Source organism: Myxococcus sp. NMCA1 (genome assembly GCF_026810205.1).
Lineage (GTDB): Bacteria > Myxococcota > Myxococcia > Myxococcales > Myxococcaceae > Myxococcus > Myxococcus xanthus_A.
Window position 1 is genome coordinate 9,113,571 of sequence record NZ_CP113950.1, and the last position, 24,378, is coordinate 9,137,948.

The following is a 24,378-nucleotide window of genomic DNA, read 5'->3' on the forward strand; positions in this document are numbered from 1 at the left end:
CCACTCACGCTTAAGAGGAGAGACCATGCACCTGCCCGGACTCGTCTCACTCCTCCTGCTGTCCGCGCCTGTCCTGGCCGCCGAGCCGAAGGCCCAGGACAAGGAGTCCTTCGAAGCCGAACTCCAGCGCACCCTGGAGACCTTCGAGCAGAACATGGACCGCAGCACGCCCATCCCCTGCGGCAACCCGCCGATGCGCCGCCCCGAGCGCATCAGCGGGGAGGACCTCCAGTTCGACCCTAGGCGACTCGCCCACCTCGATGAGGACGAGACCCACTACCTGCTCACATGCACCTTCAAGCTGGACGGGACGGTCACGAGCTGCCGGATTCTCAAGCCGGCACTCAGCCTGGACGCCAGCAACCGTGAGACCCTCAAGCAGTGGCGCTTCAAGCCCGCCATCTACAAGGACAAGCCCATCGCGACGACCTGCACCCTGTCCGGCAAGCTGACGCCACGGCCAGAGAACTGAGCCCTCTCCGCCGGAGTCACCTGCTCCGGCGGTGACGCTCACTTCCCCGCGGGCACCAGCCCGTGGTCATCCGGCACGGGGCCGCTGGCGCCCGGCACCTCGGGGACGGAGGGTGCCGGCGCGACTTCCGGCTTGGGTGCTTCACGCGCCCGCTTCGCCTCACGCAGGGCCGTGGTGGCCGCCGCCTTCCGGCCCAGGGACTGCTCCCGCTTCGCCAACGCCTCCCAGAGCTCCGGCGCCTCCGGGTGCAGCGCCACGCCCGCGCGCAGCAGGCCCGCCGCCACCGCGGTGGACTCCGCGGTGAAGAGGCGCTTCAGGAAGTTCCGGGGCGCGAGCGCCAGTACGCCCTGCGGCGTGGCCACGGCCTCGCGCAGATGCGGCAGCACGTCCTCCTCCGGGTTCGCCGCGAGCAACGCCTCGGACAGGGCCCAGCGCGCATCCAGGCCCCGGGGCTGCAACTCCACCGCCCGCTCCAACCAACGCCGCCGCGACGCGGGCTGCTTGCGCCAGGCGAAGCCCTCCGCGATGCGCAGCAGTTCGTCCGAGTAATCCGGATGGAACCCCGGCGACGCGGTGACGGACTTGCGCAGCGCGACCCAGTGCGCCTCCGGGTTCTTCTCCTCGTCCAGGCGCAGACGTTGGAGCGCCGGCAACTGCGCGCGCTTCCAGCTCGCGGCCAGACGGAGCACGTCCGCGCGCAGCGGCTCGCCGATGCGCGCCGCTTCGGGCACCTGCTTCGCGTCACAAGCGGCCAGGTAATCCTCGAAGAACGCCAACGGTCCTTCGACTGTGTAGGCCTTCATCCGTTCCGCGCCGTGGACCTTCTCCAACGTGCGGGCCATGTGCGCGCCCACACGGATGAAGAGGGCGCGCAGACGTGGGTCATGCCCGCTTCGGACGCGCTCCAGCGCCGCCCGTGCGTCCCGGCCAATCTCCTTCCGGTTCAGCATCGCCGACACCTGGGCGAAGGCGCCGGGCAGGTCCGTCTCCTCCGGCAGCACGCCCGGGCCTCGCGTGGCCCACTGGTGATAGGACAGCCCATAGCTGGCGACGCGGCTGAGCCCTTCGTGCACCACCGCGTCCACCGGGTCCGCGACATAGGCATCGCGGCGGGTGTTGCCCTCTTCCAGCACCTGCTCCATCAAACGGATGGACAGCCGGCGCATGCGCCGCGCCTCGCCCTCCACGTTGGAGGCCAGGGCAATCACCGTGTCCTCGGCGGGGAGCATCATCAGCAGCGTGGTCGTCTCGGGCTGTCCGCCCGCGTGCGCCACCACGTAGTGGCCGCGCAGCGGATACGTCGCGAAGCCCATGCCGTAGTCGGTGAGGCGCCCGTCGATGGTGGCCATGGACGTCTGCATGCGGCCCATCGTCTCGCGCGACACCAGGGTGTGCGACAGCACGGCGCGGCCGAAGCCCAGCATGTCCCCCACGGTGGCGCGGGTGCCACCACCGGCGAAGCGGCTGGACACGTCGAGGAAGCGCGACGGCTTCAGCGCCGCACCCTGGATGCGGTAGCCCTTGGCTTGGTGCTCATCGCGCGTGGCGGTGATGTCCAGGTCCGCGTTCGGCATGCCCGCGGGCTTGAAGATGTGCTCGCGCAGGTAGTCGCGGTAGGACTGACCCGAAGCCGTCTCCACCGCCGCGCCCAGCAGGTTGTAGCCCCACGTCGTGTACAGGTAGCGGGTGCGCGGCTCGAAGGCGAGCGGCTTGCCCGCGAAGGCGGCGATGGCCGCCTCCGTGCTCACCGCCTTCGCGTTGCGGGTGGACGCCACCCCGTCATAGGTGGGCACGCCGCTCACGTGGCCCAGCAGGTCCCGCACCGTGACGGGCCACTGCTTGGCCGGATAGCTCGGCACCAGGGTGGAGATGTCCGCGTCCAGGCTCAGCTTCCCCTGCTCCACCAACTGGAGCACCGCCACCGCCGTGAAGGACTTGGTGACGGACGCCATGCGGTACGTGGTGCGCGGCGTCGCGGGCAGCTTGCGGCCCACGTCGCGAAGGCCATAGGCACACACCCAGCGCTCCGCGCCGCGTGTCACGCCCACGGACAGGCCTGCGACAGGCCCCTGTGACAGCTCGGCGCGGACAACCGTGTCCAGCGCCGCGCGCACCTCCGTGGGAAAGGCTCGCGGTGTGACCTCGTCGTCGAGGCTGGCGGGCTCGCACGTCATCCCCAGTGCGGCCCGAGGCGCCGCCAGCGACACGGGCCCCGCGAGCCCCAGGAGCACCGCGGCCCCATACCGTACGAACGCAAGTCTCATGGCGTGGCCTCCGCGCTGGGCTCGGACACCCCGGAAGGCGCGGCTCCCGTCCCCGAGGGCGTGGGCATCACCGCCGCGACGCCCCGCGCGGGCGGCGGCGTCTCCACATAGGCGCGCAGCAGCGCGTCTGTGACCAGGTGGCCCAGCACGTCCAGCCCCGCGCCGCGCGGGTGCACCAGGTCGTCATGCATGAAGCCGGACGCGTGGAAGCGCGCGAGCGCCCCCTTTCCACCCATGGCGGCGTAGAAGTCGAAGAAGGCACACCCTTCGGCGAGCGCGATCTCCCGCTCGGCGGCGTTGACCGCCTCCAGCGAGGGACGTTGCGTCAGCGCCTGGGCCTTCGCGTCTGGCCCCTTCACCGCGTCCATGGGCCCCACCAGCAGGCACGCGCTCCCGGGCGCGGCCTCACGCGCGCGGAGCAGCAGCGCCCGCAGGTCCGCGCGCAGCTTCTCCATGTCCAGGCGCTTCCATTCGATGCGCTTGGATTCATTGCCGCCCAGGAAGAAGACGAGCAGCCGGGGCGCGCGCTCCGCGAGTTGGGACTTCAGCGTGGCGCCGTCGATGCGCCCATAGAGACTGGCATCCGAGGAAGGCACGCCCAAGGTGTCCAGGACGATGCCGGGCCGCGCGTGTTGCAACACCACGCCCTGCACCACCGCGCCCTGTCCCTCGGCCACCACCTCCAGCGTCTGCGCGTCCTCGGGCAGCTCGAAGTGGGTGGCGCGCGATACGCCGCTTCCCGTGGGCTCGGTCTTCGCCAGCACCGTGCCACCACTGGAGATGGTGAGCGCGCCCGCGTCCGGCACGTCCAGCCACCACAGCGTGCCGCGGGGCTCACCGTCCAACGTGAACCGGCTGCGCGCCCTGGCGCGGGTGGCCACGTGGTACACGCCCGTGATGCCGAAGGCATGCGGCGGCGCGCGCAGCTCGCCCAGCGTGCGCGGCTCCCAACCACTGCTGCTGGCGCTGGTGCGGCCTCGCCCGCCGTAGGGGGCCATGCGGTCCACCAGCAACACGCCACGGCCCGCGCTCCCGAACGCGGTGGACAGGTCATCCCGCAGGACGTCCACGATGCGGTCCCCGGCAATCAACGAATTGCCGAAGGCCTCGATGACCACGGGGCCCGGCTCGGTGCCCGTGGCCAGCGCATCCAGCGACGCGAAGAAGGGCGCCAGCGCCGTGCGCGCGCAGCCGTTGTCCACGGGCGCCACGCAGGGGTCTTCCACGTTCGCACCGGGCGCTTCCAGCTTCTCCGCCAGGGCCTGCACCTCCGCGGTCCTCGCGGGGCGGACGGGCATCTCCCGTCGGAACACAGGCGCGGATGTGGGCGCGGGCAGCGCTACGGGTGCCGTTCGCTCGGGAGCAGGGGGTGTGGCGGCGCGAAGCGGGGACCCGATGTCACAGGCGGTCAACAAGCCGCCGAGCAGGACCGGAAACCAGGTCCGCCGGCCGCCCCGCCCGACTTCCGAATGCGTCATGTAGGCGGCAGCGTAGACGAAAGCCCCTGGGCGCGCATGTTCCCGGCCGACGTCTCCCCGCTTGCTGGAGGAGCGGCCCCACCACACACACTCCGCGTTCCTGGCCGCGGTGGAGTGGATGCCCGTGAGTCAACGGAAGTTGTTGGAGAAACAGCCCGGCGCAAATGCAAGGTCAAGCCCCGAACATCCTCCCTTCACTTGCGACCGAGATACCCCAAATTATCCGCTCCCTCTTATGGAGAAACGGAACAACAGGGTCGCCAACTGGACGCGCTTGCACCGACGGTTCGGCGACCACGTGCGCAAGCTTCGGACGACCCGGGAGCTCACGCAGGAAGCCCTCGCGGAACGCAGCGACCTGTCCGTGGATGCCATCCGCCGGATTGAGCGCGGTTCCTTTTCTCCCTCCCTGGACACCCTCGGAAAGCTCTCGAAGGGACTCGACGTCTCGCTGAAGACGCTCTTCCAGGGCTTCGAGCGCGAACGCTCCAACGCCGTGGCGGAGATTTGCGACTTCCTCTCCCTGCGCTCGGGCCGCGAGGTCGAGCTCGCCTGGCGCGTCATCCAGGCCATGTTCGAGGACCGCTGAGGCCCGCGCGGGCCTGTCACGCTCCCATCACCCTGTGTCGGTACACCTGGATTCGCGGCTCATGGAGAGCCGCGACGTGGCTGTCTTCCACAGGAGCAATCATGAACACGCTGACGAAGTTCCTCGCGGGCACCGCCTTCCTGTTCTCGCTCACCTTTGCCCCTGGCGCGCAGGCGCAGGAATGCTACGAGGCCTGCGGCTGCAACGTGCCCTGCAACAGGGTCTGCACGGATAACGGCCAGCCCTCCCGGTGTGGGCTCGCGGGCGCTCCGTGCCTCGGTGACTGCGCGAAGAACGACCCGCAGGCCTCCGCGAGCGACAAGAAGGCGTCCGACAAGGCCGCTCCCGCGTGCGGCCAGCAGCAGACGGACAAGGCCTCGGAAGAAGCCGAGAGCTGAGCCCTTCACGGGGTTTCCAGGGGGTCAGGACGTTCCCACCCCTCCTGACCTCCGCGGTCCGACATCATCCTCACAGGTCGTTTTGAGGGTGCGCCAACCCCAGTGGTAGCGTGCGGCGCCTGATGACTCCGCTGATGAATCGAGTCGCGAGCCTGCTGTGGACCCTCGCCGTCATCGCGGTGCTCGGCGGTGCGGGCGTGTGGGCCTACCGGCACTCCTCACTGGAGGCCGCCACGCTGCTCCAGGAAGGCGGGCGCTACCTTCAAGCCGCGATGTCGCCGCTGCTCGCCGGGAGCGTGGCCCTGGCCTTCGGGCTGAGCTACGCCTCCGGCGTGGTGGCCCGCCGCGCGCGGCACCGCCCGGCGCCGTCGAAGCCACCGCCGGCGGGCCCCAGCCTCTCCCCGCTGGAGGTCCTCACCCCCGACACGGCCACCGCCGTCAGGACGCTGCTCGTGGACCTGGGGCAGCGGCTGCGCCGCATCGCCGCGAAGCCAGACCCGGACATCATCGGATTCAAGAACCTGTTGATGGATGGCGCCATCCGCCTGGGCGCCAGCGACATCCACATCCACCCCCTGGAGGCGGGGACGCGCATCGCCTTCCGCATGCACGGCGTGCTGGAGGAGGTCCTCTCCTTCCCACGCGAGCACCACTCGCGCCTCATCAACCGCGTGAAGGTGCTCGCGAAGCTACCGCTGTACGACCTGGACAAGCCCCAGGACGGGCACTTCCCCTGGACCACACAGGACGGGCCCGCGGACATCCGCGTCTCCATCCTGCCCACCAACCACGGCCCCGCGGTGGCGCTGCGCATCGCCCGCACCGGCGTGCGGCTGCCCCAGCTTCCGGCGCTCGGCTTCCCCGAAGCGCTGCTCACGAAGTACCAGGAGCTGCTCGCGCTGCCGCAGGGCCTCATCCTGGTGGCGGGCGCCACTGGCAGCGGCAAGACGACGTCGCTGTATGCCTCGCTGGGCCACATCCAGCAGTCGCGCGGCGAGCTCACGCGCATCGCCACCATCGAGGACCCCATCGAGTTCGACGTCCCGCTCTTCGCGCAGACGCAGGTCAACGCCGCGCAGGGCTTCAACTTCGCGCACGGCCTGCGCGCGGTGCTGCGGCAGGACCCCAACGTCATCATGGTGGGCGAGATTCGCGACTCGGAGACGGCGCGCACCGCCATCCAGGCGGGGCTCAGCGGCCACCTGCTGCTTAGCACCATCCACGCCAACTCCGCCGCGGGCGCGTTCAACCGCCTCATCGACATGGGCGTGGAGCCCTTCCTCCTCGCCTCCGCGACGGCCGCCACCCTCTCCCAGCGCCTGGTGCGCGGCCTCTGTCCGCACTGCCGCGCGCCGCAGCCGCTGACGCCCGAGGAGGCGGTGCGGCTGGACGCGGCCGGGATTGCGCGCGGGAACTTCTTCGGCCCCGTGGGGTGCGAGCGCTGCGAGGGCAGCGGCTACCTGGGGCGCACCGCGCTCTACGAGATGCTCGTCATCTCCCAGGCCATCCGCGACGCCGTCAACGCCAAGGTGCCCAGCACCCGCATCCAGGAGATTGCCGTCCAGGAGGGCATGGTGCCCCTGCTGGCCGCGGGCGTCGAACGCGCGCGGGCGGGCGACACGTCCCTGCGTGAAGTGTTCCGCGTCGTTGGCGGCTGAGCGCTCTTCCCAAGGAAGCGACCCACGTGAACACCCCTCCCCATCCCCGCGGCACGCTCCCGGATGCCTCCGCCGAGTCCGATGCCTGGTCCCAGTCCCTGATGGGACGCACCGAGGAGCTGGCCCACCTCCAGGCGCAGACGCCCCGGGATGCCGACCCCACCGAGGCGCCCCAGGCCCAGCCCCGACTCGAAGTGGCGGAGGCGCCCCGCAGACAGCGCGTGCCCGCCCCACCACCGCCGCCTCCGCCCAGTCCACTGGCCGCCGTCCTCCGGCTCTGCGGCGCGGCCGTGGGCCTGCTCGCCGCCAGCATCCTCGTGCTCCCCGCGCTGAGGGACGCCGGCCAGCCGCCCCTCACGAAGGAGGAGCGGGTCACCACCCGCCCCGAGACGACGCTGGCCCCGAACTTCGACCCGCCGTCGGACGTCCAACCGGGCGAGGTCCGTGAGCAGCGCGCGTTCATGGAAGGCGCCAGCCTGCTCATGGTCGATTCCGAACCTTCCGGGGCGTCCGTGTCCGTGAATGGCCGGGCCGAAGGCACCACACCGCTGTCCGTCTCACTGGACTGCGTGACAGACGCGCCGGTTACGGTGAAGCTCACGCGCCGGGGCTACAGCCCCCTGGAACACACCCTCTCATGCCGGCAAGACACCATGACCCAGCTCTTCGGAAAGCTGCGCAAGGGGAAGAGCAGCGCGAAGCCGTGAGCACCGCGACCAACATCGTCCTGGTCGTGGATGACGACGCCGACATCCGCGAGGCAGTGCAGGACATCCTGTCCTTTGAAGGCTACGCCGTGGCCCAGGCCGCCAACGGCCAGGAGGCCCTGGCGCTGCTGACCGGACCGAACGCGCTGCGGCCCTGCCTCATCCTGTTGGACTTGATGATGCCCGTCATGGACGGCGAGGAGTTCGTCGGCCGCATCCAGCAGGAGCAGCGTTTGACCGAGCTGCCCATCATCCTCGTCACGGCGAGCGGCCGCGGCCAGGTGCCCGGCGTGCGGGCCGTCCTCAAGAAGCCCTTCGACATGGACGTGCTGCTGAGCACGGTGGGCGAACACCGCCACTGACACAGCGCCCCGCTCAGGAGCGCCGCTCTCCCGTCAACATCGCGGCCACCTGCGGGTCCAACTGGAAGGATTCGAAGAAGCGGTCCGCGTCCTCGGGCGGCTTGCCCTCCGGGTGCAGCAGCAACTGCTGGTAGAGCCGGGGCCCCACCAGGAAGAAGCGTCCGCGCAGGTGGCGCGGGCCGGACACGCCCTCCACCTCCCAGCCCGGGAAACCACTCAGCACCAGCGGACGCGCGGACAGCCCGGTGGCGCCCAGTGCCTCCAGCGCCCCGTGGCTGGCCCGGGCCACCACGTCACGCGGGTCCGCCTGGGACACCGCGGCCGCGGGGAAGTCCGTGTAGGAGACGTAGTAGGCGGTATCCACCTCTGGCCGCACGGCGATGAAGGTGTGGAGTGTCACCGCGCCGACATCCGTCTCCTGCGAACGGCGCTCCTCGCTCACCGGCCCGGGAATCGCGACGGAGAAGCCCCCTTCCGTGGACTGGACGACAGGCTCGGCGGCCCGCGGGGCTTCGGGCTTCGCGGCGGCGGTCGGCGCCTGCTGGCGGGAGGCACACGCCCCCAGCCCTCCCAGGGCCAGGAGGGCGGCGAGCGGCGCGGCGCGGCGCGGGGTCTTCATAAGGGCAGGCGACTCCTGAAGGTTGGACCCCGAAGGTACGTCGGGCCTTGCGTGAACGCATCCGCCGTCTACGCGCGGACGCGTGCCATGCGACGCTTCGCGCCAACCTGGGGGCAGCCCCCTCAGTGCAGGGGGTCTTGAGGGGACGTCAGCCCCGCGTCCTCTTCGGTATGCCGCGCGGCCTCGGTGGCAATGGCCAGCCGCACGCAGAAGACGGAGCCATGGCCGGGCTGGCTCGTCACGTCGATGCTGCCCCCATGCCCCTCGACGATGCGCCGGGCCACCGACAGGCCCAGGCCCACTCCCGGGGCGCGCTGACGGGCGTTGCCGGCGCGCTGGAAGGGCGCGAAGAGCAGGCGCATCTCGTCTTCGGAGATACCGATGCCCTGGTCCGTCACGCACAGGACAGCCGTGTCCTGTTCGCGGCGCACGGACACCTCCACGGTGCTGCCCGCTGGCGAGTACTTCAGCGCGTTGCTGACGAGGTTGTGGAGCACCTGCTCCAGCCGGGCCGGGTCCGCGCGAACCGGCACGGACACGTCCGGCAGGCTGAGACGGAGGCCATGGCCGGTGTCGCCGGAGCGGTAGAGCTCCACCACCTCGCGGGCCAGCTCACGCGCGTCCCGCACCTCCGGGCGCAGCTCCAACCTGCCGGCTTCGATGCGGGTGGCGTCGAGCAGGTCGCCCACCATCCGGTCCAGCCGCTCCACCTGCCGCCCTACCAGGGACAGGGTGCGGTCCATGCGCTCGGGCGTGAGCTGGGCGCGGCTGCGGTCCGACAGGCCTGTGGACAACTTGAGGGCGGACAGCGGATTGCGCAGCTCGTGCGCCACGCCCGCGAGGAACGCGAGCTGCTGCTCCTGCTGGTGGGCCAGGCTGTTGGCCATCTCGTTGAACGTGCGGGCCATGTCCCGTAGCTCGGTGGGCCCGGCCTCCGGGGCCCGGGTGCACTTGCTGCCCGCGCCGAAGCGGCGCATGGACTGGCTGATGTCCCGCAGCGGCTGGAGCGCCACGCGCCGCAGCAGCACGCTCACGACGAGCACCCCCAACAGCAGCAAGCCGCAGAGCACCACGCCCACGGAGTCCGCCATGTTGTTCCACCGCTCCGCTTCCGAGCGGGCCTCGTGCGCGCGCTCCACGTTGATGGAGATGACCTGCTCCAGGCCATTCAACGCGGCGTCCAGCGCCGGGCCCGCCTCCCGCTCCGCGCGCACCAGGTCCCGCTGGGCGGAGAAGTAGACGTCCACGTCCTCGCGGACCTCGTCGAGCCGCTCGCGCTCCGCATCCGTCGAGGCGATGCGCCGCAGCTCCCCAATCTGCCGGTACAGCGAGGCCTCCAGCTCGAACCGAGACAGCCCGCCCGGGCCACGGGGCACCCTGACGGGGCCTTCCCGGACCATCCGGTCGTGCGCCAGCAGGCCCACCTCCAGCTCCTCGGACACCCGGATGCCCCCGACGGCGACACCCAAGGTCGCGGCCGAACGGTCGAGCACGCTCGTCAGGACGATGAGCAGGGTGGCGGCCGCCAACGTCACCAACGTCAGCACCCCCATGGTGGCGGCGAGCCAGGAGCGCAGGCTCATGGACCCGCCCCGGGCGGAACGAGGGCCATCTGGAACACGGGGTAGACCCGAAGAGACCTTCACGCACGCTCCTCACGGGGTTCCCAGACACGAGGGCCACCCCCATTCCTGAGAGGAGCAACACAGCCAATGCCCACGGGATTCGCGGACCGGACGGCAAGCGGGCACGCCTAACCCGTTCCCTGAAAGCGGACATCACCGGATGGCGCCAGCCGTGCTAGGGAGGGGCGATACGTGGCCGGCAAGCGCCCTGGCCGACGAGCGAGAGGTCTCCATGGACATCATCTCCCAGCCGGTACGCACCTTGAAATTCGATGGCTTCTGGCGCTGGCTCCAGGAGCACACGCACTGCATCCTGCGGTGCGGCTCCGTGGACGCCATGCTGTATGACCACGACGACTTCCACTGGGCCCTCCTGGAAGAGGAGCGCCAGCACATCGTCCAGGTCCTCAAGGGAAAGGTGCTGGTGGGCGAGCTGGTCATCCCCGGCCGAGAGGTGACGGAGGTGAACGTCGCCCCCGACCCGGACACGGGCGCCCAGGGCCACTTCCTGGTGGAGCTCATGGGCGGGCCGAAGGAAGACCCGCAGGCGCTCTACCACTTCATCATGGCGCACGGCATCGACCCGGCGCCGGGCCACAAGGACCTCAAGCATTGAGGACGGTGCGCTCGATGAGCGTCACCGCGTCGTCCGTCCCATTGACGTAGGGCCTCGTGCTCCGAGCCGGTCGGGCACGAGCGAGCCCGGCGGCACGCGTCACCAGCGCCTCCACGGAGCCCGCCCGCTCCTCGGGGCGCAGCCGCAGGGCCTGCCTGTCGTAGAGCCGGGGCCGCGCGAGCGCCACGAAGGGTGTTCCGGTGACGCGGGCCTCCTGCACGGTGTTGTACCCGCCCGCGCCGACGAGCACGTCCACGCCGGGGAGCACCGCCAGCGCGGGCCACGTGGGCATGCGCAGGACCAGGCCCTCCTCCAGGGAAGCCCCGGCCAGTCTGCCCTGCTTCGCGCGCGGCGCGGGCGCATCCATCACATCTCCGGGCGGCACCAGCCACCGGACCACGGCCTCTGGCCCCAGCATCGCGTCCAGCCGGGCGGAGATATGCCCCGCCTCCCCCACTTCCTCGGGGGTGCCACAGCCCATCACCGCCACCAGGGCGCGCGTGTCCTCCGTGGGCACGCCCAGCCGCGCGCGGGCCTTGTCACGGGGCAGCAGCTCGCTGGCTCGCAGGAGCAGCCAGGGCGCGGTCCTCACGGCGCGAGGATGATTCGCGAAGGGAGCGGCCTCGCCCGGGACGAGCAGCAGATCGAACGCGTCCACCGCCCGCGCCAGGCCGTACTGCTTCACGTACGTGGGATTCACGTCGCGGTGAATCAGCACCTTGCGCGCGCGCACGGAGGGCAGCAGCGGCGCCAGCTCGCCACCGAGCCCCCGGGGAAAGGTGTCCACGACGAACAGGTCAGGGCGCACGTCCGCCAGGCACTGCTCCACCACTTCGCCCACGGCCTCGCGCCCCAGTGCGGGGTTGAGCCGGAACACCTCGACACCGGTGCCCAGCACGTCCTCCAGCGGGAGCCCGCTCGCGAACGGGCTGTTGGTGAGCAGGACGACGGAGTGCCCGCGGCGAGAGGCCGCACGCGCCAGCGCGGAGGCACGGGTCAGGTGCCCCATGCCGCCTCCCAGCGCATAGACGAGCCAACGGCCAGCCATCAGCTCCCGCCCATGTCCTCCTCGAAGGAGGCGTCGTCCTCGTGGCGGAGGCTCTCGCCGTCAGCCTCGGTGAAATCGTTGGTGTCGTGGGCCCTGCCGCTCCCCGACGAGGCGGCGGCGCCGTAGTACCCGTAGTTGTCGTAGTAGTAGCTCGGGTGGTCCTCGTCCACGCCGTTCCGGTCCCCCGTGTAGTCCTCGTGTTGCCGCGCGCACGTCGCGCAGAGCATCTCCGCGCCCATGGACGTCACGTGCTGCTCACACAGCGGCATCGCGCACCGCATGCACGTCATGGCAGCGGGGCTCCCGCAGCCATGGGAGAAGAGGAAGCCCACGTTCTCCTGGCAGACCAATCCACTCATGGCTGGGCCAGCTCCTGGGACGGCGGCGCCTGGAGGTGGAAGAGCAGCGCCATGCGCAGCGGCAGCTCCAGCGCCTCGAAAGCGAGACACGCGGCGGCCTCCGCCGCCAGCAACGACTTGGTGGCGAGCAACGTGCGCCCCTGCGCATCACGCAGGGACACCTTGCCCTCGCGCACCTTCACGCGGGCCACGTTCGCGCCAGCGCCGTCCTGGATGCGAGCACCGTCGTCCTCCGGCCACACGGAGTACAGGAGCGTGCCCTTCATGTCGTTGAGGCGCCAGCCCGGCCCCTGCCGCGCGAGCGTGAACAGCACCTGCCGCTGCTCACCGTCCCGCACGGTGAGCGCCCCGCCCGCGGAGCCGACGACATATCCCAGCGCCACGTCATCCGGGCCGGAGACCTTCAGCGACGCGCCCTTCCACTTGTAACGCGCCAGCTCGCGCTCCTCGCCATCCACCAGCTTGGCGCCGTCATCCTTCGGCTTGAGGGAGAAGCGCTCGCGGTCGGCGTCGTCCTTGAACTTGAGCTTGCCCTCGAGGCCCTTCACGTCCGCGGCGGCGACGGGGGCGCCGGCGGCCTCCTGAGCGCGAACGGCTTGCGGCGCCTCGGCGTCACCGGACTTGGAGCACCCGGCGGCGCCCGTGAGCGCGACCAGGGAACAACAGAGAAGGAACCGGCCCATGCCCATCATCACGAAGCCTTCGCCTGCTGACGCAGTTGTCTGGAGGAGTTGAGGACCTGGTAGAGGCTCAGCAGCATCATCACCACCGTCTTCGGCGCATCCACCGCGTTCCCCTGGACGTTGGGCCCGGCATCCCAGTCCTTCTCCACGAGGGTGCGCAGGAACATCCGGTCCTCACCCAACTGAAGCTTGTCCACGGCGACGTCCTCCGGCAGGCGCATCGCCTGACGGGCCTCCGGCTCGAGCAGCGCCAGTCCCTGATGACGCTCCGCCTTCACGCGCAATTGGACCTGGAGCAACGCCCAGCTGTCCTGCCGGTGCTTCGTCTTGTACTTGCCGCTGATGCTGCGCCGGGTGCGCGACCGCTTCATGAGCCGCTGCACCATGGCGATGCGCAGGTGCGTGCCGTCCAGCAGCCGCGTCCGGAGGGTGAACCACGGGTCACCGAAGTTCTCCGCGTTCCAGCCGCTGGGCGTGGTGTGCTTGCCGAGCAGCTTCTCCGGGCTGTCCACGGGCGTGAAGTCGAGCTCCAGCCTCACCGGCGCGTCAGGGCCGATGTCACGACGCAGCCGATGGATGACCTGAGCGGCCAGCGTGTACCGCCGGTTCTCCAGGTCCAGGCGCCGGAAGCGAAGGTACACGACGAAGCACCCCACGGTCCCCGCGAGCAGCACGAGGCCCAACCACAGGGTGAGCCGCAGCGCGAGTGCGTCCTCAAGCCCCTCATGCAGCGTCATCCGGTAGATGAAGACGACGACGGTGGCGGCCAGACACACCCAGGCCGACTGCCGCCAGTTCCGCCGCGACTGCTCCACATCCATGTCCAGGAGGCGCAGCCGCTCGAGGTCGTCCCGCAGCTCCCGGATGGGTCCGCTGCACCTGTAGACGCGTTCCTTGCGGAAGCGGTCGATGTTGAATGCCACGGCGAGTCGCGCCCCCTCGGCGGAACGAAAGAAGGGGAAGCGTAAGGGGCCGTGCCGTAGGGGTCAAACCCTCCTGTTTGCCGGCCCGGCCGAGCCGCGATAGCAACGCGAGTGTGTCTCCCCCTCCCGGCACCGGCATCGTCTACGCGTCGTTCGACCGCTTCCCTTCTCCCAAGGGCGCCGCGGTGCACATCCGGGCCTTCGTGGAGTCACTGGGCGCGGCCTTTGGCCGAGTCGACCTGGTCGCGCTTCGGGACAACCCCACCGCGCCCACCGGGCCGCTCGCGCTGGCGGAGGGCGTGACGTACCACCCGCTGGAATCACGCGGGAAGGACCTGATGGCCCAGGCCCTGTCGTTCCGCTCGCACCTGGCGGCATGGTGGCGCGAAAGGCCGCGAGCCTCCGTCGTGCACGTGCGCTCCATCTTCGAGGGCTACCCCGTCGCCTGCCGGAAGGAAGCGCTGACGGACGCGCTCGTCTTCGAGGTGAACGGCCTGCCCTCCATCGAGCTGAAGTATCACTACCCGGACGTGGCGGATGACGCGGAGCTCTTGCGCAAGCTGGTGGCGCAGGAGGACGTCTGTCTCTCGCGCGCGGACCTGGTGGTGACACCGAGCGAGGTGACGGCGGAGTACCTCGTGACGACACGAGGCGTGGATGCCTCCCGGGTGCGGGTGATTCCGAACGGCGCCGACCTGGAGGTGTTCCGGTACGCGCCGCCGCGCCCGCTGGAGCCCGGGCGCCCCGTGCGACTGCTGTACAGCGGGACGATGACGTCCTGGCAGGGTGTGCACCATGCCATCGAGGCCTGCCGGTTGCTGCGGCGGGACATGCCCACGGTGCTGACGCTGGTGGGCCCGCTGCGCCGGCACACGCGACGGGCGCTGATGGACCGGTGCGGTGACCTGCTGCTGGAGGGCGCCGTGGAGTTGCTGGAGCCCCTGCCCCAGGCGGAGCTGGCGGCGCTGCACCATGCCTGCGACGTGGTGCTGGTGCCCCTGCCCTTCAACGACCGCAACTGCGTGCAGGGCTGCTGCCCACTGAAGCTGCTGGAGGCCATGGCCACCGGGACGCCCGTGGTGGCCAGCAACCTCCCCGTGGTGAGCACCCTGGCCGCGCCGGACGAGGTGATGCTGATACGGCCGGGCTCGGCGAAGGCGATTGCTGAAGCAGTGAAGGCCCTGCGGGAGGACCCCACCCTGGGCCCCGCGATGAGCGCGAAGGCACGGGCGCGAGTGGAGCGCGACTTCCCATGGAGCCGCGCGGGCGAAGCCCTGGTGAGCGCCTACGAAGAGCGGCTCGGAATGGCACGGGCCAGCACGCGACGGAGCACCTCCGCCTCCGCGTGGGCCTGAAAGCGCTCCTCGATGCGCTGACGGGCGGCGGCGCCCATCGCGGCGCGCTGTTCGAGCGGCAGGGAGAGGACATCCAGGCACGCCTGCCCCAGGTGATTGAGCAGGGCCTTGGAGACGATGAAGCCGTTGCGTCCGGCGTCCACGGCCTCGGGGATGCCGCCAGCGTCGCTGGCGATGACGGGCCGGGCACAGGCCATGGCCTCCAGCAAGGCGTTGGGCATGCCTTCCCACAGCGACGGCTGGAGATAGACGTCACACAGGCGCAGGTGCGCGGCGATGGCCTGCGGTGTGTCCAGCGGCCCGGAGATGAGGATGCGGGCGGCGTCCTCGGGATGCTCGGCGCGGAAGGCGACCAGGTGCTCGGCGTCGCGCGGTCGCACCTCGCCGATGACGAGCAGGCACGCGGGCCGGACGCGGCGCACCTCGGTGAGGGCGGAGAGCAGGAAGGGCAGCCCCTTCTTGTGCCGGAGCTCACCGGAGAAGCCGAGCACGGCTTCGTCGGGCGCGATGCCCAACCGCTCCCGGAGCGCCGGGTCCGCGGGACCGGGGGAGAAGATGCCGGTGTCGACGGCGTTGGGGATGACCTCCACGGTTTCGTCCCGTCCCAGGAGCATGCACATCTTCCGGCCCAGGTCCGCGGAGGCCGCGGTGAGGACGCGGGCACGTTGCAGCGTCCACAGCAGGCGCGCGAAGTCGCCCGGAGGGAACATGAACTGGTCCACGTCGTTGCCCCGGGCGCTGACGGTGGAGGCAATGCCCACGGACTCGGCGAAGGCCACGGCGAGGAACCCGGGCGGAGACAGGTAGTGACCCCACACCAGGTCATAGCGTTGCTTCGCGTGCAGGTAGCCGAGCACGTCGAGCGTGTGCTGCATGGACAGGTCCGTGCTGCCGAACAGCCCCAGCCGGTGGAGCGTCACACCCTGCGCGAAGGGTGAGACGTCCCCGGCGTCCTCCACCGTCTGGAGCGCGCCTGGCGCCGCCGTGCGCGTCCAGGCCAGCACGTCCACCCGGGCGCCCAGCTTCACCAGCGAGCCCGCGGTGCGCGCGCCACTGCGGGCCAGGCCGCCGATGTCGGGAGGAAAGCGTTCAGCGATGAGGAGGACGCGCGGGCTGTCGGACATGGCCGAGCAACGCTACCTCCATCACGCGCCATCGCCACCCGCAACCTGGGCCTGGAGCCGGCCCAACAGGCGCGCGGCTGTCTTGCGTGAGGCGCCCAGGAGCACGGCCACCGCCCCCCTGGGGGTGCCCCCTCACTGCCCGAAGCCCCCTAGCGCCGTACGGCTGAAGCTCGCGGCCCCCTGACTCACGCGCGCGGCGGACTGGCTGAACACCTGGAACGCCGCGCGAATCTCCTGTGCGCTCTGTCCCGGCGTGAGAATCCACTTATCGTCGATGCCCATCTCGCGGAACACGCGCCGGAAGTCCGTGCTCCCGTCGTTGATGCCCATCGCCGCGACGATGTGATTCTCCGCGCGCTTCAGGTCATTCACCAGCGCCGCCACGTCCTTTGCCTTCGCCGACGTCGAGTGCTGGTCCGAGCCATCCGTAATCAACAGCGTCACTGTCCGCACCGGCACGCCGTTGGCGCTGAACTCCTGCGCCTTCGCCAGCACCGTTCCCAGCAGCACCACCGACTGGTCGTACAGCGGCGTGCCATGGTCCGCCTGGTAGTTCCTGGCATGCATCCGCACCACGTCCTCCACCGGCCGGTACGGGTTCAGCACGAACCCGTTGAGGTAGCGCGTGTGGAAGAGGACGCCATCCTTCTGCTTGCTCGCCAGCAGCGCGTCCAGCACCAGGTTGTGCCCGTCACACACCGTCTTCGAATGCCCGGAGTAGTCGATGCTCCCCGAGTCATCCGGCATCACCGTCACCAGCACCACCTCGCTGGACTGCACGTCCTCCACGCAGACGCCGAGCCCCGCCTGAATCTGCGCGCCCAGGTCCACCACCGTCAGTGCCTGCAGCCCCGCCGGGCTCAGAACACCCTCCGCGTGTGCGTCATCGAAGAGCTTCCGGATGCCACTGCCATTCGCCTTGCTGCTCATGTCCCGTGCTCCTTCTCCCTCTCTCGAGGGCAGGGCTCCGCCTGTCCCGCGCGTGCGAGCGCAGGCGAAGCGATTGCGGTGTGTCGTCACGCCTCGCGCCGCGAGGCTCAGGCGATGCGCAGGTCCGGCCAGCTCGCCAGCGGGTCCGTGGACTTCACCAGGTGCATCCCCGCGTCCGCGAAGCGCTTCAGCGACGCCTCCGCCTGCGGGGTGAAGTCCGCCGCGAAGCCGCCCTTGCCGTCCGGCACCGTCACCGACGACATGCAGTCCGTCAGCAGGTACACCTTGCGAGCCAGCGCCGCGTCCTGCGCGACAATCTCCCCGAGCAGGTCGTCGATGGAGCTCTTCACGCAGTGGCTCGCCGCCTGCCCTGCGATCACCACCGCGTCCGCGGTGAGCAGCGTCTTGAGGAACTGGGTATTGCGCTGCGCCAAGGGCTGACCGTCATGCCGCCCCAGCACCTCCGGGCGCAGCACCGAGTAATTCTCCGTCAGCGGATTGCCGCCCTTCACCTCCGCCCACGACTGCATGCCACGCGCGAAGGAGTGGAACAGCCGCGCCTCCTGCACCACACCCGCCAGCGCGTGTCCGTCGCTTCCCAGCAGGCAGTGCGGCGGCCACAGGTACAGCGTGTACTTGCCCGCCCGCTCCAACTCCTCGCAGTAGTACTTCACCTGCTTGAGCAGCCAGGGGTAGTTGCCACCGCACAGCCACTTCGCCATCGCGGGGTTGGGGCGCGCCTGCCCACGCTCAATCTGCTCGCGTGTCACCTCGCGGTACGGAGTCAGCGGCTGGTCGTCCTGGTCCACCCAGAAGGACGGGAAGAAAATCTGGTACGCGAAGTGGGTATCGAGCGTCGCCGTCATGTTCGTCAGCGAGCCCAGGTTGCGGTAGATGAACTCCGCGATGCGACGGCTGTCATCCACCGCGCCGCGCCCGCTGCGGCCCGCCACGAAGAGCGAGCCCTCCGGGAAGCAGAAGTCCTTCTGCACGTCGATGAGCAACAGGTGCAGGTTGAACGCATCCGTCGCCGACATGGAGACGTCATTCGCCGCGCGCCAGCGCTGGGCCTCCACCTGGAGCTTCCCCGCGTCAGGGCTGTATCCGAACTGCCCGGCATGGGCCGCGTCGTAGAACCTCGGAAGCGGAAGCGCCTTCACTTGCGTCTTCATCGTCCTACCTCCTGTGAGGCGTGGAGGCACCCGCTCCACGCGGTTGTGAGAAGTCCCTTCAGTTCGTTCGCAGCACGGTGATGTCCTGCCGCCCCACCACCGCCAGCCCCTGCCGCACGAGGAAGAGCGAGCAACCCGCGTCCACGAAGGGCTCGGCATCCGGGAACTCGCGCGCCGCCTCCAGGCGGCCCTGCCGAAGCTCCACACGGGTGAGCCCCGCATCGGTGGCGCAGAACAGCGCGTCGCCCGCCGCGCACCGTCCACGCGGCGCGTTGCCCAGCCACGAGCCGTCACCGGCCTCCGCCACCGCGCTCGCACGCACGGCCCCGTCAGCGCCCACCACCACGCAGTGATGCAGCGTGCGCCCACCGGCTTCCTCCACCAGGAACAGCCACGCGGAGGACCCATCGAAGACACAGTCCACGTCCACGAGCTTTCCCATGGGCCAGGGGAGCGACAGTCCATCCTTCAAGCCCAGGCGTTCCGCATCGAAGACGAAGGCGCCGCGCAGGCCACCCGCGCGATGGAAGCCCAACCCGAAGTGTGGCCCCACGAAGAGCCACGTCTGTCCTTCGAGCACCGCGCCCACGTGCTCCGGCCCATACGTACCGTCCCGCCACAGCCCGCCGCCCACAGCCCAGTACCGGTGCCGCGCGTTGGTGGCGAAAGCGGACTGGCCCTCCGGCGCATCCACGCCCATGCGGTCCGGAGGCCGGCCGGGCGCCAGCACCGCCACCTCACCGCCCCGGCCCACCAGCGTCACGTCCCCTTGCAATGCCCAGCGCAGCGACGGGTCCAGCGCCCCGCGCAACACGACGCGTCCGTCCTCGCGCCGGTACGCGCCATCCGCGTGGTATAGCCAGCGAAGGACACCCGCCTCGTTGCTCGCGTGCACCAGCACGCCTCGCGTGGAGAACAACCGCGTCGCCGTCACCTGGCCTCGGACCGACGACACCGGCGTGGCGGCCGCGGTGGCGTGAGGCTGGCACGTCGGGCAGGCCGCTCGCGCATGCTCCACGCCGCACGACGCGCAGGAGGTGAAGCGCAGTCCTTCCAGCAGCGGATGCGGAAAGGCCCCGCGAAGGTCCTCCACGAAGACGCGGTGCAGGTGGTGCAGCACGTCGTCCGGCAAGGTCGCCAATGGCAGCGCGGGCTTCGGATACTGCACTTCTGGATGGAACACGGTGATGCGCTGGAGCACCCGGCCTGCGGAGGTCGTCCGCGCGGCCGCGCTCTTGGGCTTGTAGACGCCTCCGTGCGGCCCCACGCACAGCAGCGACTGCATCACCGCGACGGCATAGGCATACCAATCACTCTCAATGGACGCTGGCCGGCTGGGAACCAGCCCTTGCGTTCCCGTGCTCCCGAGCCGCAGCGGGTCGAGGAAACGCTCCGTGAACACCGGACAGAGGAACCCTCCGAACTGGAAGCTGTCCGCGTCGATGAGGTACGCCTCCGACACCCCCGCCACGAGCACGTTGAGGTCGTTGAAGTCCCCCACCACCACGCCCGACGCGTGCACCGCGTCGAGCGTCCGATGCAGCTCGCGCAGCACGTCCACCACCCGCCCGGACGCCGCGCCTGCCCTGCGGAACGACGGCTCTCCGAAGCGCCGCAAGGGCTCCACGCCGTCCAGCTTGCGCATGGCGTAGCCCAGGACCTCGCGCGCCTTCTTGTCCATCGCCAAGGACTGGGGCACCACCACGCGGCCGGGAAGTCCTGCCGGGAAGACGCGCAGCTTGCGCTGGTGCTCGTCCAACCGGACGCGCGCCGCGGCCTGCTCCGCGGGCAGGCCCGTGTAGTCGGGGTGCTCGGGTGGCTTGAACACCTTGAGGGCGCGGCCATCTCCCAGGTCGAATACGTCCGCCTCGCCGCCCTTGCCCAGCGCTCGGGCGGGGTTCAACCGCACCTTCTTGCCTTCGAGCCAGACGTCCATGGCCTCACGCCCTCCCCATGCGGCGGCGCAGCACCACCAGCGTGGTGTCATCCGGCAGCAGGCCCGGAGTTCGCGACAGTTGCTGGGAGGCGAAGTCCGCGCGCACGGCTTCTCGGTTGAGCAAGGCCAACCGGCGGCGCAGGGCATCCGGGTTGGCGAAGTACCGGTCCTCCGTCCAGAGCCGTGACAGCGGCCCGACGAGTTCGTCCCCCGCCGGCATGCGCGTGGTGGCCAGCCGCTCCAGGTCCGCCACACCGTCGGTGCCCAGCAGCAGCGCGTGGACGTCCTCCGTGGGCACCAGGGCCCGCGGGGTCAGCGCGACGTCCTCTCCGTGCATCAACGCATAGGCGAGATACGGCGGCGCGTTCCCCGGAAATGGCCCGAGTGGATGCACCTCGCCATTGAGCGCCCACACGCCGTCTCCCGCGGAGAAGACGAGCGTCAGCGAGGGCGTCACCACCGCGCCCACCACGGTGAAGAGGAAGTCCCCCATCACCTCCCGCCCCAGGTCCGCCCGGAGCTCACTGAGCAGACACAACACGTCCTCACGAAGTCCTGGCAGGAAGGTGGGCTCATCCACGCGCTCACCGTCCGCGAGCCGCACCAGCGCGGCCCGCGCCAATCTGCGCGCGCCCAGCTGTGCGCCCAGCTCACTGCAGGGCTGGCTGCCACAGCCGTCCGTCACCACGGCCACCAGGCCATGCTCACTGGCGCGGATGCACAGCGCATCCTGGTTGTTGCGACCCGCTCGGGCGTGCTCCCGGCCCAGCACCGAGGCAGCGGCGATGTCGAAGGGCAGTGCGGACATGGCTCTCCCGTGGCCTTGAAAGGGCACGTGCGGCGAGACAGGCGGCGATACGGCGGCACACTTCGACCCGTGGACACCCCACGGGCAGCGGCCCCTCACGAACCTGGGTTGAGCCCATGTTCGTGTCTCGGTGACACGAACATAGTGTCTAAATGACACGATGTCAATGTCACGAGGTCCCGGGGCGTCCCTGGAGCCCGCAATGGGTCAGAGCTCGAAGTTGAAGCCCGCCTTCTCCAGCTGCTTGTACTTCTTGTGGTCGAACCGGTAGAGGCGCGCGGCCCGGTGGGAGACGTCCTGCTCCACCTCGTCCAGTTCCTCGAGCAGATCCATGGCGAGGATCTTCTTGCGGAAGTTCCGCTTGTCGAGCTCCCGCTCCAGGATGACCTCGTACAGCCGCTGGAGCTGCGTCAGCGTGAACTTGGGAGGCAGCAGCTCGAAGCCGATGGGCTGATAGCGGACCTTGCCCTTGAGCCGATGCAGCGCCGTGCCGAGCACGTCCGCGTGGTCGAAGGCCAGCTTCGGCGTATCCCAGACGGAGAACCACGCCGCGTCCCGCGCGTCCGTCGCCGCATGCGGCACGTGGTCACTGAGCTTCACCAGCGCGAAGTACGCCACCGTGACGACGCGCCCGCGTGGATCTCTCCCCGGCGTGCCGAACGTGTAGAGCTGCTCCAGGTGGTTCGGCCGGATGCCCGCCTCCTCATCCAGCTCCCGGCGCGCGGCGTCGTCGAGCGACTCCTCCATCCGCACGAAGCCGCCCGGCAACGCCCACCGCCCCGCGAAGGGTTCCACCCCGCGGCGGATGAGCAGCACCTTCAGGTCCTCGTCATCCAGACCGAAGACGACACAGTCCACCGTCAGCGCCGGCCTCGGGTACTCATAGGTGTAGCTCACGGGTCCCGGCATAGTGTCCGGAACACACCCGGGTCAAGTCGCGGACGGAGTGGCCGCCGGGCCCACGCGGCCTAGGTCCGGACCATGCGCGACAGCTGGCGCCAGTCGACGAGCTGAACGCTCTCCTCGGCCAGGTCGAACTCCAGCGAGCGCCGCATGCCGATGACGTCGCCGCCCATCTGGAAGGGCACTTCCCGGTCGAAGTCCATGCGCAGGCGCTGGACGAACCAGTCATGCATGTGGGGCATCGGGTGCTCGCCGCGCCAGAGGCGGAACATGTTCCGGGTGGCCTCGATCACGCCGGCACCATAGACGCGCACAGACAGCCGGTGGGGCACCGCCTCCGCGAAGGGGAAGGCCTTGAAGCCGAAGCCCCACTCGGGCGTGGTGGCCGCGCCGGCGACGCCCGCGGGCCCCCGGTACAGGAGCGCGCCCTTGTCCCCATGCGGCACGGGCTGCACGGAACCCCGCGCGTCCACCGTGAGGGCGGGGTCGCCCAGGTTGTAGACGGACACCATGGGGTTGCCCTCGCCGAAGACGTGGCGAGGCACCGTCCGGGTGAACATGGCGCCCAGGTAGCCGCGCAGGCCGGCCTGGGTGCTGCGCAGCGGACCGGAGGCGGCGAGCTGGTTCTTGAAGTCCTGAATCATCTCCGCGTCCCAGCCGGTGCCGGCGAAGGGGGCCACCTTGCCCTCCACGCGGACCAGGGCGAAGGGGCGCAGGGGCGGCAGGCGCTCGCCCACGGCGGCAATCTGCTTCAAGGCCTCCGCGGGCCGGGGCGCGCCGGTGACGCGGGCCCAGGCGTTGCCGGTACCCATGGGGAGGACGCCAATGGCCGGCAGGGCCACCCCCGCGGTGCGCAGCTCGTTGAGCAGCCCGGTAATCGTCCCGTCACCACCGCCCGCCAGGAGGAGGGAGGGCGGATTGGGCCGGAGTGTGTCCGAAATCCAGGCACGGGCCTCCTCGAGCGAACGGGTGAGCGCCACGCGAGCCCGGGGCAGGAAGCGCTGGACCAGCCCCCCCATACCTTCGGAGCCCCGGCGTGCACGCAGGTTGACGAGGACGGCGATGTCATTCATGGCGAGCGGGACTCTCTCCACGCTTTGTCATGGCCCGGTCACGGCGCAGCAACCGGTGACGCGTCGTGACGCAATAATGACCCTCATACTCCCAGTGCATGGGCGAAACGGGCCTTCAGCCCCCGTGCCTCCCGCTTCTTTCCGAGAGAGAACGCCGCCGCGGCCACGCCCCCGGCGACCAGCAGTCGGCGCAGCCATTGCTTGCCCGCCGCGTGGTGGCCCCCCGAGGTCCCCGTTCCCTCCACCATCGGACGGAAGAGCGTCCCAGAGGTGTGGCCCTGGCGCTCCTTCTCGAAGTGATGGGCCTCGGTGACGCCGTTCATGGTGCGCTCGAAGGTGCGGGGCAGCAGGCCGTGCATGGCGGCGAAGCTCCGAGCGGCGGGGCCGACGAAGACCTCGTGCTTGGGGCTGCGGAGGACACGAAGGATGGCCCGCGCGACGCGCTCCGGCGTGTAGACGGGCTCCACGGGACGGATGCGCCAGCCGGTGTAGTTGGCAGTGTGTTGCCACAGCGGCGTGTCGATGGCCGCGGGGAGCACGGTACACACATCGATGCCGGTGCCGAGAAACTCCTGGCGGACAGACGCCGAGAAGCCGCGCACGGCGTGCTTCGAGGCCACGTAGGCGCTGACATACGGCGCGGCGACCGTCCCGAAGGTCGAGGAGACGTTGACCAGTGTGCCGTAGCCCTGCCGACGGAACTGGGCCACGGCGGCGCGGGCGCCGCTGACGGTGCCGAAGAAGTTCGTCTCCATCACCTGTCGGAAGGCGTCATCCGGCGTCTCTTCGAGACGGCCCATGAGGTAGACGCCCGCGTTGTTGATCCACGCATCGAAGTGGCCGAAGACCCTGCGCGCCTCGTCCGCCAGGTGCTGCACGGCGGCCGCGTCGGACACGTCCGTGGGCACGACGTGGGCATGGACACCGAGCACCTGACACTCGCGAGCCAGGTCCTCCAGCGGTTCCTCGCGCCGGGCGGCCAGGACGACGTGGGCCCCCTTGTTCGCCAGGGCCAGCGCGGTGGCGCGACCGATGCCACTGGACGCGCCGGTGACGACGACGACTTGGTTCTTCCAGGCTCGCTTCATGTCCGCGTTCTCCTTACCGGGCCGAGCCCCAGCACATGGCCTGAGTTCCCCTCGCGAAGATGGCGATTGCACACAGCGACGCACCGGGTCATCGAACACCTGGCTGGAGGGCAGGCGGCAGAGCGGCGCGAGAGTCCACGTCGCAGACCGCCGCCGGGGATGGGGGTCCACTGCCGGGACGGGGGCCT

The 24,378-nt window shown here is 70.3% G+C and carries 25 protein-coding genes; 8 read left to right on the forward strand and 17 right to left on the reverse strand.

Going from position 1 to position 24,378, the window contains the following annotated elements:
* Positions 1 to 25 precede the first annotated feature (25 nt).
* Complete coding sequence (locus tag OZ403_RS37805; protein ID WP_268783030.1) at positions 26 to 472, forward strand: energy transducer TonB; 447 nt, start codon at positions 26 to 28, stop codon at positions 470 to 472.
* A 38-nt stretch (positions 473 to 510) separates the two neighbouring features.
* On the opposite strand, the gene OZ403_RS37810 is transcribed toward OZ403_RS37805, so the two are convergent.
* Positions 511 to 2,736, reverse strand: a complete 2,226-nt coding sequence (locus OZ403_RS37810; RefSeq protein ID WP_268783031.1) for a serine hydrolase — start codon at positions 2,734 to 2,736, stop codon at positions 511 to 513.
* Positions 2,733 to 4,214 (reverse strand): GDSL-type esterase/lipase family protein, encoded by a 1,482-nt coding sequence (locus OZ403_RS37815; protein ID WP_328285489.1) that lies wholly within the window; start codon positions 4,212 to 4,214, stop codon positions 2,733 to 2,735. Before OZ403_RS37815 ends, OZ403_RS37810 begins: the two co-directional genes overlap by 4 nt.
* A 298-nt stretch (positions 4,215 to 4,512) precedes the next feature.
* Between OZ403_RS37815 and OZ403_RS37820 the strand changes: the two genes are divergently transcribed.
* From OZ403_RS37820 to OZ403_RS37840, 5 genes are all read left to right on the forward strand, one after another.
* On the forward strand, positions 4,513 to 4,803 hold the full coding sequence (locus tag OZ403_RS37820; protein WP_328285490.1) for a helix-turn-helix domain-containing protein: 291 nt from the start codon (positions 4,513 to 4,515) through the stop codon (positions 4,801 to 4,803).
* Positions 4,804 to 4,904: 101 nt separating this feature from the next.
* Positions 4,905 to 5,201 carry a hypothetical protein gene (locus OZ403_RS37825; RefSeq protein WP_011557094.1) on the forward strand — a complete coding sequence of 99 codons (297 nt, stop codon included), beginning with the start codon at positions 4,905 to 4,907 and terminating at the stop codon, positions 5,199 to 5,201.
* Between the two features lie 134 nt (positions 5,202 to 5,335).
* Complete coding sequence (locus tag OZ403_RS37830) at positions 5,336 to 6,859, forward strand: GspE/PulE family protein (RefSeq protein WP_225888344.1); 1,524 nt, start codon at positions 5,336 to 5,338, stop codon at positions 6,857 to 6,859.
* Between the two features lie 26 nt (positions 6,860 to 6,885).
* The gene (locus OZ403_RS37835; RefSeq protein WP_268783032.1) at positions 6,886 to 7,566 is read left to right on the forward strand and encodes a PEGA domain-containing protein; all 681 of its coding nucleotides are present in this window, start codon (positions 6,886 to 6,888) and stop codon (positions 7,564 to 7,566) included.
* Positions 7,563 to 7,928 carry a response regulator gene (locus tag OZ403_RS37840; protein WP_140796029.1) on the forward strand — a complete coding sequence of 122 codons (366 nt, stop codon included), beginning with the start codon at positions 7,563 to 7,565 and terminating at the stop codon, positions 7,926 to 7,928. Before OZ403_RS37835 ends, OZ403_RS37840 begins: the two co-directional genes overlap by 4 nt.
* 13 nt (positions 7,929 to 7,941) lie before the next feature.
* Here OZ403_RS37840 and OZ403_RS37845 read toward each other — a convergent pair whose 3' ends face one another.
* Together OZ403_RS37845 and OZ403_RS37850 are read right to left on the reverse strand one after the other, a co-directional pair.
* A complete protein-coding gene (locus OZ403_RS37845) occupies positions 7,942 to 8,547 on the reverse strand; it encodes a hypothetical protein (RefSeq protein WP_268783033.1) in 606 nt (201 codons plus the stop codon).
* A 122-nt stretch (positions 8,548 to 8,669) separates the two neighbouring features.
* The gene (locus OZ403_RS37850) at positions 8,670 to 10,130 is read right to left on the reverse strand and encodes a HAMP domain-containing sensor histidine kinase (RefSeq protein WP_140796031.1); all 1,461 of its coding nucleotides are present in this window, start codon (positions 10,128 to 10,130) and stop codon (positions 8,670 to 8,672) included.
* 274 nt (positions 10,131 to 10,404) lie between these two features.
* Between OZ403_RS37850 and OZ403_RS37855 the strand changes: the two genes are divergently transcribed.
* Entirely contained in the window at positions 10,405 to 10,788 is a 384-nt protein-coding gene (locus tag OZ403_RS37855) for a serine/threonine protein kinase (RefSeq protein ID WP_163783216.1), read from the forward strand.
* Here the strand turns inward: OZ403_RS37855 and OZ403_RS37860 are convergent.
* From OZ403_RS37860 to OZ403_RS37875, 4 genes are read right to left on the reverse strand one after another with little or no spacing between them, the layout of a single operon-like run.
* On the reverse strand, positions 10,778 to 11,836 hold the full coding sequence (locus tag OZ403_RS37860; RefSeq protein WP_268783034.1) for a hypothetical protein: 1,059 nt from the start codon (positions 11,834 to 11,836) through the stop codon (positions 10,778 to 10,780). The two genes, OZ403_RS37855 and OZ403_RS37860, sit on opposite strands and share 11 nt — an antisense overlap.
* Entirely contained in the window at positions 11,836 to 12,195 is a 360-nt protein-coding gene (locus tag OZ403_RS37865) for a hypothetical protein (RefSeq protein WP_268783035.1), read from the reverse strand. Before OZ403_RS37865 ends, OZ403_RS37860 begins: the two co-directional genes overlap by 1 nt.
* Positions 12,192 to 12,890 carry a hypothetical protein gene (locus OZ403_RS37870; protein WP_328285491.1) on the reverse strand — a complete coding sequence of 233 codons (699 nt, stop codon included), beginning with the start codon at positions 12,888 to 12,890 and terminating at the stop codon, positions 12,192 to 12,194. Before OZ403_RS37870 ends, OZ403_RS37865 begins: the two co-directional genes overlap by 4 nt.
* The gene (locus tag OZ403_RS37875; RefSeq protein WP_237077832.1) at positions 12,887 to 13,801 is read right to left on the reverse strand and encodes a hypothetical protein; all 915 of its coding nucleotides are present in this window, start codon (positions 13,799 to 13,801) and stop codon (positions 12,887 to 12,889) included. The genes OZ403_RS37870 and OZ403_RS37875 overlap by 4 nt, the downstream gene beginning before the upstream one ends.
* Before the next feature lie 113 nt (positions 13,802 to 13,914).
* On the opposite strand from OZ403_RS37875, the gene OZ403_RS37880 reads away from it, so the two are divergent.
* Entirely contained in the window at positions 13,915 to 15,156 is a 1,242-nt protein-coding gene (locus OZ403_RS37880) for a glycosyltransferase family 4 protein (protein WP_268783037.1), read from the forward strand.
* On the opposite strand, the gene OZ403_RS37885 is transcribed toward OZ403_RS37880, so the two are convergent.
* From OZ403_RS37885 to OZ403_RS37920, 9 genes are all read right to left on the reverse strand, one after another.
* A complete protein-coding gene (locus tag OZ403_RS37885) occupies positions 15,087 to 16,280 on the reverse strand; it encodes a glycosyltransferase (RefSeq protein ID WP_268783038.1) in 1,194 nt (397 codons plus the stop codon). The genes OZ403_RS37880 and OZ403_RS37885 overlap by 70 nt on opposite strands.
* Before the next feature lie 21 nt (positions 16,281 to 16,301).
* Entirely contained in the window at positions 16,302 to 16,391 is a 90-nt protein-coding gene (locus OZ403_RS39870; protein WP_140800415.1) for a hypothetical protein, read from the reverse strand.
* Between the two features lie 21 nt (positions 16,392 to 16,412).
* Positions 16,413 to 17,210 carry a hypothetical protein gene (locus tag OZ403_RS37890; protein WP_268783039.1) on the reverse strand — a complete coding sequence of 266 codons (798 nt, stop codon included), beginning with the start codon at positions 17,208 to 17,210 and terminating at the stop codon, positions 16,413 to 16,415.
* 107 nt (positions 17,211 to 17,317) lie between these two features.
* Positions 17,318 to 18,382, reverse strand: a complete 1,065-nt coding sequence (locus tag OZ403_RS37895; RefSeq protein WP_268783040.1) for a nicotinamidase — start codon at positions 18,380 to 18,382, stop codon at positions 17,318 to 17,320.
* A gap of 58 nt (positions 18,383 to 18,440) precedes the next feature.
* Entirely contained in the window at positions 18,441 to 20,318 is a 1,878-nt protein-coding gene (locus OZ403_RS37900; protein ID WP_268783041.1) for a hypothetical protein, read from the reverse strand.
* Between the two features lie 4 nt (positions 20,319 to 20,322).
* Positions 20,323 to 21,126, reverse strand: coding sequence for a protein phosphatase 2C domain-containing protein (locus OZ403_RS37905; RefSeq protein WP_140796042.1), 804 nt, complete (start codon positions 21,124 to 21,126; stop codon positions 20,323 to 20,325).
* Positions 21,127 to 21,333: 207 nt separating this feature from the next.
* Positions 21,334 to 22,035 (reverse strand): NUDIX hydrolase, encoded by a 702-nt coding sequence (locus tag OZ403_RS37910; protein ID WP_328285492.1) that lies wholly within the window; start codon positions 22,033 to 22,035, stop codon positions 21,334 to 21,336.
* A gap of 59 nt (positions 22,036 to 22,094) precedes the next feature.
* A complete protein-coding gene (locus tag OZ403_RS37915) occupies positions 22,095 to 23,102 on the reverse strand; it encodes a diacylglycerol/lipid kinase family protein (protein WP_140800418.1) in 1,008 nt (335 codons plus the stop codon).
* Positions 23,103 to 23,185: 83 nt separating this feature from the next.
* Positions 23,186 to 24,190 (reverse strand): SDR family NAD(P)-dependent oxidoreductase, encoded by a 1,005-nt coding sequence (locus OZ403_RS37920; protein ID WP_268783042.1) that lies wholly within the window; start codon positions 24,188 to 24,190, stop codon positions 23,186 to 23,188.
* Positions 24,191 to 24,378: the final 188 nt, after the last annotated feature.

Coding starts and splice junctions, on each gene's coding strand:
- OZ403_RS37805 (WP_268783030.1), top strand. CDS start 26: ATGCACCTGCCCGGACTCGTCTCACTCCTCCTGCTGTCCGCGCCTGTC.
- OZ403_RS37810 (WP_268783031.1), bottom strand. CDS start 2,736: ATGAGACTTGCGTTCGTACGGTATGGGGCCGCGGTGCTCCTGGGGCTC.
- OZ403_RS37815 (WP_328285489.1), bottom strand. CDS start 4,214: ATGACGCATTCGGAAGTCGGGCGGGGCGGCCGGCGGACCTGGTTTCCG.
- OZ403_RS37825 (WP_011557094.1), top strand. CDS start 4,905: ATGAACACGCTGACGAAGTTCCTCGCGGGCACCGCCTTCCTGTTCTCG.
- OZ403_RS37830 (WP_225888344.1), top strand. CDS start 5,336: ATGAATCGAGTCGCGAGCCTGCTGTGGACCCTCGCCGTCATCGCGGTG.
- OZ403_RS37845 (WP_268783033.1), bottom strand. CDS start 8,547: ATGAAGACCCCGCGCCGCGCCGCGCCGCTCGCCGCCCTCCTGGCCCTG.
- OZ403_RS37850 (WP_140796031.1), bottom strand. CDS start 10,130: ATGAGCCTGCGCTCCTGGCTCGCCGCCACCATGGGGGTGCTGACGTTG.
- OZ403_RS37855 (WP_163783216.1), top strand. CDS start 10,405: ATGGACATCATCTCCCAGCCGGTACGCACCTTGAAATTCGATGGCTTC.
- OZ403_RS37860 (WP_268783034.1), bottom strand. CDS start 11,836: ATGGCTGGCCGTTGGCTCGTCTATGCGCTGGGAGGCGGCATGGGGCAC.
- OZ403_RS37865 (WP_268783035.1), bottom strand. CDS start 12,195: ATGAGTGGATTGGTCTGCCAGGAGAACGTGGGCTTCCTCTTCTCCCAT.
- OZ403_RS37885 (WP_268783038.1), bottom strand. CDS start 16,280: ATGTCCGACAGCCCGCGCGTCCTCCTCATCGCTGAACGCTTTCCTCCC.
- OZ403_RS37890 (WP_268783039.1), bottom strand. CDS start 17,210: ATGAGCAGCAAGGCGAATGGCAGTGGCATCCGGAAGCTCTTCGATGAC.
- OZ403_RS37895 (WP_268783040.1), bottom strand. CDS start 18,382: ATGAAGACGCAAGTGAAGGCGCTTCCGCTTCCGAGGTTCTACGACGCG.
- OZ403_RS37900 (WP_268783041.1), bottom strand. CDS start 20,318: ATGGACGTCTGGCTCGAAGGCAAGAAGGTGCGGTTGAACCCCGCCCGA.
- OZ403_RS37905 (WP_140796042.1), bottom strand. CDS start 21,126: ATGTCCGCACTGCCCTTCGACATCGCCGCTGCCTCGGTGCTGGGCCGG.
- OZ403_RS37910 (WP_328285492.1), bottom strand. CDS start 22,035: ATGCCGGGACCCGTGAGCTACACCTATGAGTACCCGAGGCCGGCGCTG.
- OZ403_RS37915 (WP_140800418.1), bottom strand. CDS start 23,102: ATGAATGACATCGCCGTCCTCGTCAACCTGCGTGCACGCCGGGGCTCC.
- OZ403_RS37920 (WP_268783042.1), bottom strand. CDS start 24,190: ATGAAGCGAGCCTGGAAGAACCAAGTCGTCGTCGTCACCGGCGCGTCC.